Origin of the sequence: Prevotella sp. tf2-5 (assembly GCF_900115435.1) — a bacterium.
In the GTDB taxonomy this organism is placed as follows: domain Bacteria; phylum Bacteroidota; class Bacteroidia; order Bacteroidales; family Bacteroidaceae; genus Prevotella.
This window is the reverse complement of sequence record NZ_FOWK01000010.1, coordinates 149,143-164,449: the sequence shown is the minus strand read 5'-3', so window position 1 is coordinate 164,449 and position 15,307 is coordinate 149,143. Positions and strand designations below refer to the sequence as shown.

General features: G+C 44.6%; 13 protein-coding genes and 1 rRNA gene. 6 read left to right on the top strand and 8 right to left on the bottom strand.

Going from position 1 to position 15,307, the window contains the following annotated elements:
- Both BM257_RS11295 and BM257_RS11290 read right to left on the bottom strand, forming a co-directional pair.
- Positions 1-72, bottom strand: a 16S ribosomal RNA gene (locus tag BM257_RS11295); the annotation flags it as partial.
- A gap of 353 nt (positions 73-425) precedes the next feature.
- Positions 426-2,747, bottom strand: coding sequence for a transglycosylase domain-containing protein (locus tag BM257_RS11290; RefSeq protein ID WP_092072545.1), 2,322 nt, complete (start codon positions 2,745-2,747; stop codon positions 426-428).
- A gap of 257 nt (positions 2,748-3,004) precedes the next feature.
- Here BM257_RS11290 and BM257_RS11285 point away from each other — a divergent pair, with 257 nt between their 5' ends.
- The 6 genes from BM257_RS11285 to BM257_RS11260 are packed head-to-tail and all read left to right on the top strand — an operon-like array spanning position 3,005 to position 9,284.
- Complete coding sequence (locus BM257_RS11285; RefSeq protein ID WP_092072542.1) at positions 3,005-4,342, top strand: TolC family protein; 1,338 nt, start codon at positions 3,005-3,007, stop codon at positions 4,340-4,342.
- A 15-nt stretch (positions 4,343-4,357) separates the two neighbouring features.
- A complete protein-coding gene (locus BM257_RS11280) occupies positions 4,358-5,545 on the top strand; it encodes an efflux RND transporter periplasmic adaptor subunit (RefSeq protein WP_092072539.1) in 1,188 nt (395 codons plus the stop codon).
- On the top strand, positions 5,542-6,297 hold the full coding sequence (locus BM257_RS11275; RefSeq protein WP_092072536.1) for an ABC transporter ATP-binding protein: 756 nt from the start codon (positions 5,542-5,544) through the stop codon (positions 6,295-6,297). The genes BM257_RS11280 and BM257_RS11275 overlap by 4 nt, the downstream gene beginning before the upstream one ends.
- A 2-nt stretch (positions 6,298-6,299) precedes the next feature.
- Complete coding sequence (locus BM257_RS11270) at positions 6,300-7,517, top strand: ABC transporter permease (protein ID WP_092072533.1); 1,218 nt, start codon at positions 6,300-6,302, stop codon at positions 7,515-7,517.
- Positions 7,510-8,559, top strand: a complete 1,050-nt coding sequence (locus BM257_RS11265; RefSeq protein ID WP_092072530.1) for a sensor histidine kinase — start codon at positions 7,510-7,512, stop codon at positions 8,557-8,559. Before BM257_RS11270 ends, BM257_RS11265 begins: the two co-directional genes overlap by 8 nt.
- Before the next feature lie 14 nt (positions 8,560-8,573).
- The gene (locus tag BM257_RS11260; protein WP_092072527.1) at positions 8,574-9,284 is read left to right on the top strand and encodes a LytR/AlgR family response regulator transcription factor; all 711 of its coding nucleotides are present in this window, start codon (positions 8,574-8,576) and stop codon (positions 9,282-9,284) included.
- Positions 9,285-9,405: 121 nt separating this feature from the next.
- Here BM257_RS11260 and nqrF read toward each other — a convergent pair whose 3' ends face one another.
- Genes nqrF through BM257_RS11230 form a run of 6 tightly spaced genes read right to left on the bottom strand, consistent with a single transcriptional unit; the run spans position 9,406 to position 15,080 of the window.
- On the bottom strand, positions 9,406-10,674 hold the full coding sequence (gene nqrF, locus BM257_RS11255; RefSeq protein ID WP_092072525.1) for an NADH:ubiquinone reductase (Na(+)-transporting) subunit F: 1,269 nt from the start codon (positions 10,672-10,674) through the stop codon (positions 9,406-9,408).
- A gap of 6 nt (positions 10,675-10,680) precedes the next feature.
- On the bottom strand, positions 10,681-11,307 hold the full coding sequence (nqrE, locus tag BM257_RS11250; protein ID WP_092072522.1) for an NADH:ubiquinone reductase (Na(+)-transporting) subunit E: 627 nt from the start codon (positions 11,305-11,307) through the stop codon (positions 10,681-10,683).
- 3 nt (positions 11,308-11,310) lie between these two features.
- Positions 11,311-11,934 (bottom strand): NADH:ubiquinone reductase (Na(+)-transporting) subunit D, encoded by a 624-nt coding sequence (locus BM257_RS11245; protein ID WP_092072519.1) that lies wholly within the window; start codon positions 11,932-11,934, stop codon positions 11,311-11,313.
- Between the two features lie 4 nt (positions 11,935-11,938).
- Entirely contained in the window at positions 11,939-12,556 is a 618-nt protein-coding gene (locus tag BM257_RS11240; protein WP_092072516.1) for an FMN-binding protein, read from the bottom strand.
- 21 nt (positions 12,557-12,577) lie between these two features.
- Positions 12,578-13,735, bottom strand: a complete 1,158-nt coding sequence (locus BM257_RS11235) for an NADH:ubiquinone reductase (Na(+)-transporting) subunit B (protein WP_092072513.1) — start codon at positions 13,733-13,735, stop codon at positions 12,578-12,580.
- 4 nt (positions 13,736-13,739) lie between these two features.
- Positions 13,740-15,080 (bottom strand): Na(+)-translocating NADH-quinone reductase subunit A, encoded by a 1,341-nt coding sequence (locus BM257_RS11230; RefSeq protein WP_092072510.1) that lies wholly within the window; start codon positions 15,078-15,080, stop codon positions 13,740-13,742.
- Positions 15,081-15,307: the final 227 nt, after the last annotated feature.

Below are 15,307 nucleotides of genomic sequence, written 5' to 3'. Positions count from 1 at the left end.
CTGCCCCTCGACTTGCATGTGTTAAGCCTGTAGCTAGCGTTCATCCTGAGCCAGGATCAAACTCTCCACTGTATAAATATCTTTCTATCCAATAAAGGATTGTCTCTGTCACAGAACGCTGTCATTATCCGGTAGTCAAGATGGATCTTATAAAGCACCTGTCATCTTCTTGACGGTTCGTAAATCTGTCTTACCCGAGTACCCGTAAAGGTACTCGCTTCTTGTACTACTACTTCTCTGTTTTATGCAATTTTCTCAAAGAGCTCTTTCTCCTTGCCATCGCATCAAGTTTTTGAGCGAAAGCGGATGCAAAGGTACAACAAATTTTTGAACCTCCAAAACTTTTCATGAACTTTTTTACATAAAAACAAAAAGTTTTCGCTTTCCATGACAAAAAGCGAAAACCTCTATACCTTATTTATATATTACTCAAAAATTTCACCTACATCCTCTTCCGGGACATCTTCCAATCCTGATTCATCATATTGACAAGGATTATACCCTGCAGGTAAATCGAATACTGCCTCGCTGTTATAACCGAGACGTTTGTCATTATAAACACGTTTCATGTAATATGCCCATACAGGAAGTGCGCCTGCGGCACCCTGTCCCATACTAGTCATGGTAAAGTGGATATCACGATCCTCACCACCTACCCAACACCCACTGACCAATGTTGGAGTAATTCCCATAAACCATGCGTCACTATTATTGTTGGTAGTACCGGTCTTACCAGCTATATCTCCTGGAATATTATATTTATAACGCAAGCGACCTGCCGTACCCCCCTCAACAACACCTTTCAACATATACAGCATTTTATGCGCACTCTCCTCGCTAATGACCTCATTCATACGAGGCTGGAATTCCACAATCGTGTTACCCTCATTATCAGCAATTCTTGTCACGAAAAGGGGTGAAGTACGAATGCCATGATTTACAAAAGTAGTATAAGCGCTAACCATTTCACCGACTGTGATATCACAAGGGCCAAGACAAAGCGCCATCGATGGATGAATCTCTGGATTATTAATACCATACTCCCGCAATAGCGTTACAAAAGCCTGAGGATTAAGTTTACTCATTAGATAAGCAGAAATCCAGTTGTTGGACTGTTGCAGTCCCCATTTTAATGTCACCATCTCTCCGTAACGGGCCCGACTACCATTACGAGGTGTCCAGGCTCGCCCACCAACGATATACGTCTCTTGCACATTAGGAGCCAAATCACAAGGGGAAAAACCATTCTCCATTGCCAAAGAATAAAGGAACGGCTTGATGGTAGATCCAACCTGTCGACGACCCTCCATACACATATCATAAGCGAAATGCATAAAGTCAAGACCTCCAACATATGCTTTGACATGACCATTCTGTGGACACATACTCATAAAACCACAACGGAGAAACGATTTGTAATAACGAATAGAGTCCAACGGAGTCATAATCGTATCCTTTTCTCCATGATATGTAAAGACAGACATCTCCGTTTTGGTATTAAACGATTTCTTGATTTCCTCATCAGAAGCACCCGACTCCTTCAACACACGATACCGCTCACACTGTCGCACTGAGCGCATCAATATCTTATTAACCTGTTCCGCCGACAGTTTACCCGAATAAGGAGCGCTTTTTCGCCCTCTGTTCTCCTTGTCAAAAGCTGGTTGCAAATATTTCACGATATGCTCACGGGCAGCCTGTTCTGCGTATTCTTGCATACGAGAGTCTATCGTTGTATATACTTTCAAGCCATCTGTATACACATTATAAGTATCCCCATTCCTCTTACGATTTTTGTTACACCAGCCATAAAGCGGATCCGTCTCCCAATTAATAGAGTCCTGATGAAATCTTACCATATTCCATGACGGATAGTCCTTACGTTCAGGTTTTTTTGCCATCATATACCGACGCAGGAAATCACGGAAATAAACTGCAACACCATCTTTATGGTCAGACACATGGAAATTCAATTTTATGGGTTCTGTCGAATATTTCTGATAGTCAGTCTCGGATAAATAACCTGCCTTTACCATCTGACTCAACACTACATTACGGCGTTCTTGGCTTCTCTCACGATAACGTACAGGATTATAGTACGACGGATTCTTACACAATCCCACTAATGTGGCAGCCTCATTCACTGTCAAGTCTTTTGGATCCTTTCCAAAATAGGTATTAGCCGCAGTCTTAATACCCACCGCATTATGTAAGAAATCAAAATAGTTGAGATACATCGTAATGATCTCATCCTTTGTATAATTACGCTCTAGTTGTACAGCAATCACCCACTCTATCGGCTTCTGCAGCAAACGTTCCATCACGCTATGGGCTGTACCTGAATAAAGTTGTTTTGCCAACTGTTGGGTAATCGTGGAGCCACCGCCTGCACTCTTCTGGCGCAGCAGTCCTCTTTTAACAATCGCACGTCCAAGAGCATAGAAATCAATACCAGAATGGTCATAAAAACGTATATCCTCGGTTGCCACCAATGCCTGAACCAACGAAGGTGATAATTGTGAATAGTCAACCAGGATACGATTTTCCTTATTATAGTTCCATGTTCCCATTATTTTTCCATCAGAACTATAAATCTGAGTAGCATATCTGTTAATCGGGTTCTGGAGTTCCTCAATAGGAGGCATATAGCCAATCCACCCATTGTTGATTGCCCAATATGCGAATACTGATGTGACAATAGTCGCTCCCAGTAAAGCCCACAATATGCGTATGACTATTTTACTCATTCAAATAGACCTTTTTTATTTAACGATGCAAATATACGGGTTTTTATTGACATAAGGAAATTTTTGAGACATTTTCAACCAAAGGAGCGAAATTTCTAAAAACTGTTAACAACCCTTTTCTTTATCGAAGTTTTAAATGATTATTTCTACTAACTCGGAATAATTATCTATTTCATTTCCTCGATTCTCAGAATATTCATACTTTTGCACCATCAAAAATGAACAAAAACGAATAAAAAACAGGTATAATTATAAAGATGAAAAGAATATTCCTGACCATGTCCTTATATCTCCTGACGATTCTAGTATACGGACAGAAGAAATGGACCTTACAAGAATGCATTGATTATGCGATGCAGAATAACATTACCATACAGCAGGCAAAGCTGAAGAAACAAACAGCTACAGAGACCAGGAAACAGTCACAGGCGGCACTGCTACCTTCACTCAACGCCTCTACCAACCAGACCGTGGGTTACCGTCCATGGTTAGAGACAGGTACAACTACTGTTTCCAATGGTACCGTTAATACTAAAGTCAATAAGACCTATTATAATGGTACCTATGGCATCAACGCCTCTTGGACCGTATGGAATGGCAACCAGAACCGCAATCAGTTGAAACTCAACAAGGTTGCTGAGGAGCAAGCTGATTTGGATATCGCAGAGGTCGCCAACTCTATTCAAGAGCGTATCGCCCAACTCTACATCCAGATCCTCTATCTCAACGAGGCCATTCATGTCAATGCAGAAAGTCTAGAGACCAGCAAGAAAAACGAGGAACGAGGCAAGGAAATGGTAGAAGTCGGCAAGATGTCAAAGGCAGACCTTGCTCAGCTTACCGCTCAACGTGCCACTGATGAATATAACTTAGTAGAGGCGAAGAGCAACCTCGCCGACTACAAGTTGGAACTGAAACAACTGCTGGAGATCACCGGTGAACAGGAATTTGACATTATGACTCTTGAAGCCTCTGACGAGCAGGCACTGGCGGAGATTCCCGCATTAAGTGGTGTTTATGAGAAGGCATTGGCACAGCGACCGGAGATCCAAAATGCCAAACTTGATTTAAAGTCGAGCGACCTACAAATGAAGATAGCCAAGGCTGGTCACCTGCCAACCGTCAGTCTTTCCGGTGGTGTAGGGACAAGTACCGCCTCGATGAGTTCTAATGAATGGGGTACACAGATGAAGACAAACTTCGATGCCTCCATCGGTGCCTCCCTCAGTATTCCTATCTTCGACAACCGTAAGACGAGAACGGCTATCAACAAGGCACAGATACAACGGGAACAGGCATTGCTGGACATCCAGAACGAGCAGAAAGACCTATACGCCACCGTTGAGGGTTATTGGCTGGATGCCAACACCAACCAGCAGAAGTTCAAGGCTGCCCAGAGCTCTGTCGCCAGCGAGCAGGCAAGTTACGATCTGTTATCAGAACAGTTCCATTTAGGATTAAAGAACATCATCGAACTGATGACCGGTAAAGACAAACTGCTCAAAGCACAACAGAACAGGTTGCAAAGCAAGTACATGACGATCCTGTATCAGCAACTGCTACGCTTCTACGAAGGGGAAACATTGAAAATATAAAAATAAAGAAGATATATGAAGAACAAAAAAGTATGGATTGGCGTGGGTGTTATCGCCCTCATCATCCTCATTGTCTTCCTGCTATCAGGAGGAAAGAAAGAAGAGAAAGTGTCTTTTGAGACAGCAAAAGCAGAGATACAGAACATCCATACCAACATTACTGCCACTGGTACTATTGAGCCTGTCACATCAGTAACCGTTGGTACACAGGTTAGTGGTATTGTGTCAAAGCTTTATGTTGATTATAATAGCGTCGTGAAGAAAGGACAAGTCATTGCCGAGCTTGATAAGACCAATCTAACCAGTGAGCTGAATACGGCAAAAGCCAACCTTGCGTCAGCCCAAAGTACCCTGAACTACGAACAGGCAAACTTCAACAGATACCAGACCCTTTATGACAAAGGACTCGTCAGTGCCAACGACTATGAGAACGCTCGTCTCTCATACGAGAAAGCACGCCAAACGGTGAACTCCTCTCGTGAGAGTGTTCATAAGGCGCAGACCAACCTCGGTTATGCCACCATCACCTCCCCTATTGATGGTGTGGTATTATCGAAATCAGTAGAGGAAGGACAGACTGTCGCAGCCTCTTTTAACACCCCCGAGCTCTTCACTATAGCCCAAGATCTCACAGATATGCGAGTGATTGCAGATATCGATGAGGCAGACATTGGCGGTGTGAAAGAAGGACAGCGTGTGACCTTCTCTGTTGATGCCTTCCCCGATGATTCTTTCGAGGGCGAGGTGACACAGGTTCGTCAGCAAGCCACTACCGAGAGTAACGTGGTAACCTATCAGGTTGTCATCTCCGCTCCCAACAAAGACCTTAAGCTCAAACCTGGACTGACTGCCAATGTCACCATTTTCACCATGGAGAAGAATCAGGTGCTGGCTGTTCCTTCTAAAGCCCTTCGCTTTACAGTCAATGAAGCATTCCTTTCCAAGGGAGAACAGATAAGCGACTGTGAGGGTGACCATAAAGTATGGACCAAGGAAGGAAACACTTTCAAAGCTCATAAAGTTGAAGTTGGTACAACCAACGGTATGCTCACTGAGATAACAAGCGGCATCAGTCAGGGCACTGAGGTGTTAGTTGATTTCAAAATCTCTGGTGGTGAACAGCCAGATGAGCAGCAAACCAGCAATCCTTTCATGCCAAGACCACGCGGAAATAACAAGAACAATCAACAACAAAAGAAATGAATAACGACAGAAAAGTTGTCATTGAATTGCAGAACGTGAAGCGATACTTCCAAGTAGGCAGTGAGACGGTGAAGGCATTGCGTGGTGTCTCGTTCAAAATTTATGAAGGAGAGTTCGTCACCATTCAAGGAACCTCGGGTTCCGGCAAGTCCACCCTGCTTAACCAGCTAGGCTGTTTGGATACTCCCACGAGTGGAGAATACTTCCTTGACGGAGTTTCTGTCCGTACCATGTCAAAGACTCAGCGTGCGCATCTTCGTAATCAGAAGATCGGATTTGTATTCCAGAATTATAACCTGCTGGCAAAGACTACAGCCATAGAAAATGTAGAGTTACCATTGATGTATAACAACAAATATGATGCAAGACAAAGACGTGCCGCAGCCATCAAGGCATTGGAAGCAGTAGGACTTGGTGACCGTCTGGAACATAAAAGCAATCAGATGTCTGGAGGACAGATGCAGCGTGTTGCCATTGCCCGTGCGCTGGTCAACGATCCTGCTGTGCTCCTTGCCGACGAGGCTACTGGTAACCTTGACACACGAACCTCTTTCGAAATGCTGGTACTCTTCCAAGAGTTATATCATCAAGGGCACACCATCATCTTCGTGACCCACAACCCTGAGATTGCGGAATACAGCAGTCGTAACATCAATCTGCGTGATGGTAAGATTCGCGAGGACACCATCAATACGAATATCAAGTCGGCAGCCGAGGCTCTTGCCGCCCTACCCAAACCGCAAGACGATTAAAAATGAATATATTAAATCTATTTAAAGTCAGTTTCAAGGCAGTAGCCAATAACAAGATGCGTTCCTTTCTCTCCATGCTAGGTATCATTATCGGTGTGGCAGCTGTCATCATCATGATGGCGATAGGACAAGGATCAAAGGAGAGCATCCGCAAGGAATTGTCGACAATGGGTACCAACCTACTGACCATCCGCCCAGGTGCCGATATGCGTGGTGGTGTCCGTCAAGATCCGTCTAGTATGCAGACATTAAAACCAGCTGATTATGAGCGTATTCTCCGTGAGAAGAAGTTCATAACAAAGGTATCTCCAGAGGTAACGGCAAGCGGACAGGTCATCTATGGTAATAATAACACCAATACGTCAATATATGGTGAGTCCACCGAATATCTGGACATCAAGCAATGGGAAATCGAGGATGGCGAATGTTTCACAGAAGAGGACATCAAAAAAGCCTCTAAGGTAGTTGTGGTAGGAAAAACCATCGTCACCGAGTTGTTTGGTGAGAATGTCGACCCTGTCGGTAAAACGATTCGTTTCAAGTCTATCCCGATGCGTATTGTCGGTGTCTTGAAATCGAAGGGTTATAATTCTTGGGGTATGGACCAAGATAATGTGATGATAGCACCTTATACCACTGTGATGAAGCGTATTGCTGCCCAGACGTGGTATTCGAGTATCGTATGCTCTGCTGTCACTGAAGAACTTTCCGATGCCGCCATAGAGGAGCTGACCCAGATTCTACGCGACAATCATAAAATAAAAGGGGATGCTGACGATGACTTCACCATCCGCTCACAGGCGGAAATGATGGAGACGATGTCGTCAACCATGGACACTGTCACGCTGATTCTGGTAGTAGCCGCTGCCTTCTCATTGCTCGTTGCCGGTATCGGTATCATGAATATCATGCTGGTATCTGTGACAGAGCGTACCAAAGAGATAGGACTACGAATGGCAGTAGGTGCAACAGGACCAGTCATCTCCTTGCAGTTCTTGATTGAATCCGTACTCATCAGCGTCACGGGCGGACTCTTAGGCATCTTAGTCGGGTGCTCGGCAAGTGCCAGCTTGAGTTCTTTTGGTATGCCTAGCAGTGTACCAGCCTGGAGCATCTACGTATCTTTCCTGGTATGCGTCTTTATTGGTGTATTGTTCGGTTATATCCCAGCCCAAAAGGCTGCCAATATGGATCCTATAGAAGCTATCCGCCATGAATAAAAAAATTGAGATTGTACTGCATATTGCCGCATGGTTGGTAATGTTCCTGTCGCCCATGATTTTCATGAACCAAGGACATGGTGTTTCCCCTATGCAGTTTCTGACCATGTGCACAGTGCCTGTCGCCTTTATAATCGTGTTCTACATGAATTACCTATGGCTTACCCCTCATTATTTTGTACCAGGTCGCCATCGTTACTATTTCATTGTTAACACTATTGTGATTATTTTGCTGGGTATTGGACTGCATTTTTGGATGAACTATACCCAAAAACTATTTAATCCAGGGCAACAATACACCAGCACATGGAACACGCTCGGTTTTATTATGCGAGACATTTTCAACCTTGTCATCTCAGCAACCATTGCCACCCTGGCACGTCTCTCATTCAAATGGTATCGTGCAGACCGCATCAGGCGTGACTCTGAGGCAGCACAAGTGGAGGCAGAACTGAAGACACTGAGATGGCAGATCAATCCACATTTCCTACTCAACACCCTCAACAATATATACGCCCTCACTGCCTTCGACACACAGAAGGCACAAGAGTCGATACAAGAACTATCGAAAATGCTTCGCCATATTCTATACGACAACCAACAGCCTACTGTGGCTATTAATGACGAGGTGGAGTTTATGAAAAACTATATCCAATTGATGCGCATCCGACTTCCTGAGTCGGTAAAGGTTATTTCTCAATTCTCCATTAAAAATACCCAATTAGAAATAGCCCCTATGCTCTTTATCTCACTCATTGAGAATGCTTTCAAACATGGTGTCAGCCCTACCCTGCCCAGCTTTATCCACATTGACCTGTCAGCTGATGACAAACAGATTGTCTTTGATATCAGTAACTCCAATTACCCTAAGAATCAGCAAGACCGTAGTGGACATGGTATTGGACTCTCACAGGTGCAACGTCGTCTCGAATTAGCCTATCCAGGACAATACATATGGGAAAAAGGCGTCAGCGATGATGAGAAGACCTACCGTTCTAAGATTATTATATCACCATCCCAAAATATCGAAATAACAAATTAATTATAGAATTCATTATGACCATTACATGTGCTATTATTGATGATGAGCCCCTCGCCGCCGGATTACTTAAAAGTTATGTTGAGAAGACCCCTTTCCTTCAGCTTATCGGAACTTTCGGCAGTGCTATAGAGGCAATGCGAGAACTCAGGTCTAATCCTGTACAACTGCTCTTCCTTGATATTCAGATGCCAGAACTCTCTGGTATTGAGTTTGCTAAGATACTGACTCCCAGTACGAAGATTATATTTACTACCGCCTTCCAGCAATATGCCATAGAAGGCTATAAAGTGAATGCCCTCGACTACCTGATGAAACCTATCTCGTACGATGAGTTCCTCACTTCTGCCAATAAGGCGCTCGACTGGTATACCATTGCCCAAAAGCAAGAACTCTATGCACGTGACCGCTTCATGTTTGTCAAAAGTGACTATAAGCTCATCCGCGTCAGTCTTGACGATATTCTTTATATAGAGGGACTTAAAGACTATGTCCGTTTCTACCTGCAGGACGGTACCCGTATTATGAGTCTGATGAACATGAAGAAGATTGAGGACTATCTGCCTCATCCAGAGTTCCTACGCACCCACCGCAGTTTCATCGTCCACATGCCTCTTGCTCAGCAAGTCGACCGTTTCCGCATTGTCTTCGGTGATCAGTTTATTCCCGTCTCGGATTCCTACAAAGACGAAGTTCTGCAGTATCTTGACGCTCACACGCTCGTATAATTTTAATTGAATGTCTTATTATAAGACAGACCGTACCTAAGACCCGTATTAGCAAAACGAAACAGGTTGCATGACTTATTGGAGTCACGCAACCTGTTGCAGTATTTAATCGGAAAGATTGTTATCCTCCAAAATTATCATACATGATGCTCTCTGGCTCTACACCGAGGGAGTCAAGCATGGAAACAACAGCCTTCGACATCGGACCAGGACCGCACATGTAATATTCAATATCCTCAGGAGCTTCATGGTCTTTCAGATAAGTCTCGAGCATTACCTGATGAACGAAGCCAGGAGTATACTTCACACCTGCAGCATCAGCAGCAGGATCAGGACGGTCAAGGGCGAGGTGGAAGTGGAAGTTAGGATACTCCTTTTCCAGACCCAGGAAGTCGTCGAGATAGAATACCTCATTGAGAGCACGCGCACCATAGAAATAGTGCATCTCACGGTCTGTGGTATGTAACGTCTTTGTCATATGCATAATCTGTGCACGAAGTGGAGCCATACCAGCACCACCGCCGACCCATATCATCTCCTTCTTCGAGTCAAAATGAGGATGGAAGTCACCGAAAGGACCTGACATAATCACCTTGTCACCTGGTTTCAAGGAGAAGATATAGGAAGAGGCAATACCCGGGTTCACCTCCATAAAGCCACTACGGTCGGGCTTGAAAGGAGGTGTGGCGATACGTACCGTCAACATGAACACATCACCCTCCGCTGGATAGTTCGCCATCGAGTAGGCACGGATAGTGGGCTCTGGATTCTTACACTTCAACGGGAAGAGTCCGAATTTCTCCCAAGAAGGCAGATACTCGTCACCTATCAACGACTTATCAAAGTCCTTATCGTAGTCAATGCAGTCGAAGGCTGGAATCTTGATCTGTGCGTAAGAACCAGGAAGGAAATCCATGTGCTCACCAGCAGGCAACTGTACCTTGAACTCTTTGATGAACGTAGCCACATTCTTATTGCTGATGACGGTACACTCATATTCCTTCACACCAAGGATACTCTCATCGACATGAATCTTCAAATCACCCTTCACTTTACACTGACATCCTAAACGCCAGCCAGCCTTAATCTCCTTGCGGCTGAAATGAGGCTTTTCTGAGTCGAGAATCTCGCCCCCACCCTCAAGGACCTGCACCTTACACTGTCCACACGAAGCCTTTCCGCCACAGGCAGAGGGCAGGAAAACACCATTCTCGTTGAGTGTCGACATCAGACTGTTACCTTGAGCAACAGAGATGGTGCGGTCACCATTAATCTCGATATTTACGTTACCACTGGGTGACAAATATTTCTTTGCCACCAGCAGAATAACAACCAACAGGAGTATGACAATCAGGAAAACTCCTATGCTATATGCTATAAACTGTCCCATAACGCTTTAGATATTTAGTCCGCTGAAACACATCATAGCCATAGCCATGAGTCCTACGGTGATAAACACGATGCCAAGCCCCTGTAAAGGTTTAGGCACATCAGAATATTGCATCTTCTCACGAATGGCACCTAGTGCTACAATTGCGAGTGTCCAGCCGATACCAGAGCCGAAGCCATAGACGATGGCATCCCATATGCTGGTAATTGCCTGAGAATTGTCAGGCTCCATGAGGATGCGCTGCTGCATAAACAGAGAGGCACCCATGATGGCACAGTTAACAGCAATCAGTGGCAGGAAGATACCCAGTGCAGCATAGAGTGACGGAGAATATTTCTCCACTGTCATTTCCACCAACTGTACCATACCGGCAATAACAGCGATAAAGAGGATAAATGACAGATAACTAAGGTCAACACCCTCCACCAGACAGTCGGGACCCAACACTTTTGTCTGCAACAGATAGTTTACAGGAACGGTCACGGTAAGTACGAAAGTAACTGCGAGACCTAATCCCAAGGATGTCTTCACGGTCTTCGACACGGCAAGGTAGGAACACATGCCGAGGAAGAAGGCGAAGATCATATTGTCCACAAAGATGGACCTGAATAATAGACTTATTGCGTGTTCCATAACTTATTTCTCCTTATAAAAGTAAGCACGATGAATCCATATCACACAACCCACAAGAATCAGTGCCATAGCAGGCATCGTCATCATACCGTTGTTCACGTAACCGAAGTCATAGCAGGCATCGGGGATAATCTGAAAACCTAGCAACGAGCCACGTCCGAGGAACTCACGGACAGCACCAACGATGACAAGAATCATCGCGTAACCGAGTCCGTTACCCACACCGTCCAGGAAAGAAGGCCAGGGTTTGTTTTGCATAGCAAACGCTTCCAAGCGACCCATCAGGATACAGTTAGTGATAATCAGACCAACATAAACGCTCAGTTGAACACTCACGTCGTAGGCGAAAGCTTTCAGAATCTGAGAAACGATAGTTACGAGAGCAGCCACAACCACCAGTTGTACCACAATACGGATGCGGTTAGGAATGGTGTTGCGGATTATTGAGATAATCACATTGGCAAATGCAGTGATTACCGTCACAGCGAGTCCCATCACGATTGCCGGCTTCAACTGTGAAGTGACGGCAAGAGCCGAGCAGATTCCCAGTACCTGTCCGAGTATGGGGTGGTCGAGGTTCAACGGATTCGTAAAGACCTCTTTATTTTGTTTACTGAATAATGCCATAGTCTTACTTCTTTAAAATATCAACATACTTTTTCAGACCTTCACGGAGCATGTCACTGACACCATTGGAAGTCAACGTGGCACCCGTCACACAATCAACCTCAGAAGAAGGGTTCTCCACTTTCTTCGCTACGGCAATCTTCAGTTCACCGTTCTCGTCGAAAATTTTCTTACCCTGGAATTTCTCCTGCCACTCCTGAGAGTCCTTGATCTCAGCACCTAATCCTGCTGTCTCACTCTCATGGTTAAAATAAGCGCCATAGATAGTGTTCAGGTCGTCATTAACAGAGACAAAAGCAGAGATTCCACCCCAAAGTCCCATACCCTTCAAAGGGAAGACATATTTTTTCTCACCTTTAATGTCACATATGTAGTATAACTGGTCACCAGCCTTTTCCTCACTCTTGACCACTTCTGCATACTTAGCCTCAGCTTCCTGTCCGTCCAAGCCACGAATATTCAGCGAATAGAGGATCTGCTTCTTCACGTCAAGCGCTACATTTGCATCCTGCATAGGCTTCAATGCCTGAAAGACAAACGCTAATAGGAAAGCAACAATAACCACAAGTATCGTACTATATATAATAATGTACGCGTTAGAGTTTGTATTTAACTTAGCCATAATTTCAATTCTTCAATCTTTTCAATTCTTCAATCTTTTCTGGCGTTTTGAGATATTGCGCTCCACGATAAAGTGGTCAATCATAGGAGCAATCATATTACCAAAGAAGATGGCAAGCATCATACCCTCAGGATAACCTGCGTTCATCACACGGATGATGATAGCCATGGCACCAATAATGAAACCATAGATATACTTACCACATTCGGTACGGCAGGAAGTCACAGGATCAGTAGCCATGAACACAGCACCGAAGGCAAAACCGCCCAGAATAAAATGATGCCACCAAGGCATGGTCGTCATACCTGTTGACTCAAAGAGGACACCCATAGCAGCACCACCGACAAAGACACTCAGCATCGTACGCCAAGAGGCAATACCCATCCACAACAGGATGATAGCGCCAATGGCGATGGCTATAACAGATGTCTCACCAATAGAACCTGGGATAAATCCCAAGATCATGTCACAGATACATGTATCTGGAGTAGTACCCTGTGCAATTTGTCCCAACGGAGTAGCAGCGGTAAAATTATCAGGCAAAATGTTACCAAGTCCGAAAATACTATCCTGTGCTACCCATACGGTATCACCTGTCATCTTCGACGGATAAGCGAAGAACAGGAACATACGTGCCGCAATGGCAGGATTGAACAAGTTCATACCAGTACCACCGAAAATCTCTTTACAGAAGATCACGCTGAAAGCACACGCCAAAGCCAACATCCACAACGGGCAACCAATAGGTACAATCAACGGAATGAGAATACCTGATACGAGGTAACCCTCCTGTATTTCCTCTCCTTTCCATTGTGCCCAGGCGAACTCGATACCCAGACCGACAATATAAGAAACGAGAATCTTTGGCAGTACGGCAAGGAAACCAAAGAAAAACACCTCAAAGAAAGAGGCGTTTGCCAGTGTTCCTGCAGCAAGATAGTTCTGATAACCTACATTATACATACCAAACAGCATGGCAGGCATCAGAGCAATCACTACCATACTCATAATACGCTTTGAGTCTATTGCATCATGGATATTCACGCCCGTCTTTGCCGTTGTATTCGGAACATAGAGGAACGTCTCAAAACCATCGAAGATAGAACGGAAAGCATGCAACTTACCTTCGGGTTCGAAGTTGGGCTTGATCTTATTGAGATAGTTTCTTAATGCGCTCATAGTCTTATGCGTTTTCTTTACGTAATATATTCAAGCCCTCACGGACTATGCGCTGCAATTCCAGTTTGGAAGAATCCACAAACTCTGCAAGGGCGAAGTCCTCAGGACTAACCTCATAAATACCCAACGCCTCCTGGCGGTCGATATCACCGGTAATAATAGCTTTGATAAGATACTCTCCGTAAATGTCCATCGGCAATACTTTATCATACTCACCGCTCATGATCATGTGGCGCTCACCACCCTTCACACGGGCATCCAAAGCATATTTCTTCTTGCCGAAGAGCCAGGAGAAATAACTGCGGTTGACAGAGAACTGATTGAAGCGTGGCATGATCCAACCAGCAAACTCATCAACATCATCACCCTCGGGAATCACAGTGATCTCAGAGGTGTGGGCACCCAGGAAACCATCCTTCGTGGTAGGTTTGCCTGTCAAAACATTACCATTGATGATACGCACATGGTGGTCAGCATCATAACTGTTGCTCAACAAGGTAGCCAACTCCTCTCCTACCAGCATATCCACATAAGCAGGAGCTTTTATTTCACTACCGCAAAGTGCAACGGTACGACGGAGATCAACCTTACCTGTATTAAACAGACGACCAATGAAGAGAACGACTGTCGGCTCTACAGTCCATACAACCTCCCCTTTGTTCACTGGTGAAAGATGATTCACCTGAACACCGACATTACCAGCGGGACATGGTCCGTCAAAGACATTTACCTCGACATTTTGACAGTTCTCAAAACTAGAGTGCACACCACAACCGAGGTAAGTCTTGGCAATCTTCGACAAGGCAGTAAGACCCGTCTGGAAATCACCTTCCTGTCCTTTCACCTCAAACTCAAAGTTACCAGCCAGCGGCATGTCACGCAAAGCAGAAACAAAAACAGCCTTTGGCATTTGTGAGGGATTCGTGGAGATGGCATAAGGCAACTGGTTGATATAACCAAAAATTCCCGCCTCCAACAACGCATCGATAACAGCCTTGCCGTCCATCTTCGACACATCCTTTTTGCCAAAATCAACTTGTTCCTGCTGGGCATCAGCGTCGACTCTGACACAGAGCACTTTTCTACGTTCACCACGCACTATCTCACGGACTGTTCCGCTGACAGGAGAGGCAAACTTCACTTCTGGATACTGTTTGTTGACAAACAAAGCATCCCCGGCTTTTACTTTATCACCTTCCTTGACCACGACCTTTGGAACAACGCCCTCGAAATCATCAGGAACCAGTGCATACTGCCCATTAGATTTCAGTTGGATACGCTTTTCCTCTGCCTTGCCTTGCAAGTTGATGTCCAAGCCTTTTCGCAATTTAATTACATTTGCCATTTATATAAATGTTTTGGAATAAACTCTCTCAAACGTTGCAAAATTAATAAAAATTAGGTATAAAATAAGCATTTTTCCTTTGAAATATTCCGAGGTCACAACTTTTTATCGTAATTTTGTAGCAAAAACAGAGAGTATCAAAAAAATTGCAATCTCTGTCTGACAGATTGCAGACTATAGAAGATACATAAAGTGAAAGTTCTCAAACATATATTCAGTATTACCAT

Bases quoted from the DNA above. Each gene is read 5' to 3' on its own strand.
- BM257_RS11265 (WP_092072530.1), top strand. From the start codon at position 7,510: ATGAATAAAAAAATTGAGATTGTACTGCATATTGCCGCATGGTTGGTA.
- BM257_RS11235 (WP_092072513.1), bottom strand. From the start codon at position 13,735: ATGAGCGCATTAAGAAACTATCTCAATAAGATCAAGCCCAACTTCGAA.
- BM257_RS11285 (WP_092072542.1), top strand. From the start codon at position 3,005: ATGAAAAGAATATTCCTGACCATGTCCTTATATCTCCTGACGATTCTA.
- BM257_RS11245 (WP_092072519.1), bottom strand. From the start codon at position 11,934: ATGGCATTATTCAGTAAACAAAATAAAGAGGTCTTTACGAATCCGTTG.
- BM257_RS11230 (WP_092072510.1), bottom strand. From the start codon at position 15,080: ATGGCAAATGTAATTAAATTGCGAAAAGGCTTGGACATCAACTTGCAA.
- BM257_RS11275 (WP_092072536.1), top strand. From the start codon at position 5,542: ATGAATAACGACAGAAAAGTTGTCATTGAATTGCAGAACGTGAAGCGA.
- BM257_RS11260 (WP_092072527.1), top strand. From the start codon at position 8,574: ATGACCATTACATGTGCTATTATTGATGATGAGCCCCTCGCCGCCGGA.
- nqrE (WP_092072522.1), bottom strand. From the start codon at position 11,307: ATGGAACACGCAATAAGTCTATTATTCAGGTCCATCTTTGTGGACAAT.
- BM257_RS11270 (WP_092072533.1), top strand. From the start codon at position 6,300: ATGAATATATTAAATCTATTTAAAGTCAGTTTCAAGGCAGTAGCCAAT.
- nqrF (WP_092072525.1), bottom strand. From the start codon at position 10,674: ATGGGACAGTTTATAGCATATAGCATAGGAGTTTTCCTGATTGTCATA.
- BM257_RS11280 (WP_092072539.1), top strand. From the start codon at position 4,358: ATGAAGAACAAAAAAGTATGGATTGGCGTGGGTGTTATCGCCCTCATC.
- BM257_RS11290 (WP_092072545.1), bottom strand. From the start codon at position 2,747: ATGAGTAAAATAGTCATACGCATATTGTGGGCTTTACTGGGAGCGACT.
- BM257_RS11240 (WP_092072516.1), bottom strand. From the start codon at position 12,556: ATGGCTAAGTTAAATACAAACTCTAACGCGTACATTATTATATATAGT.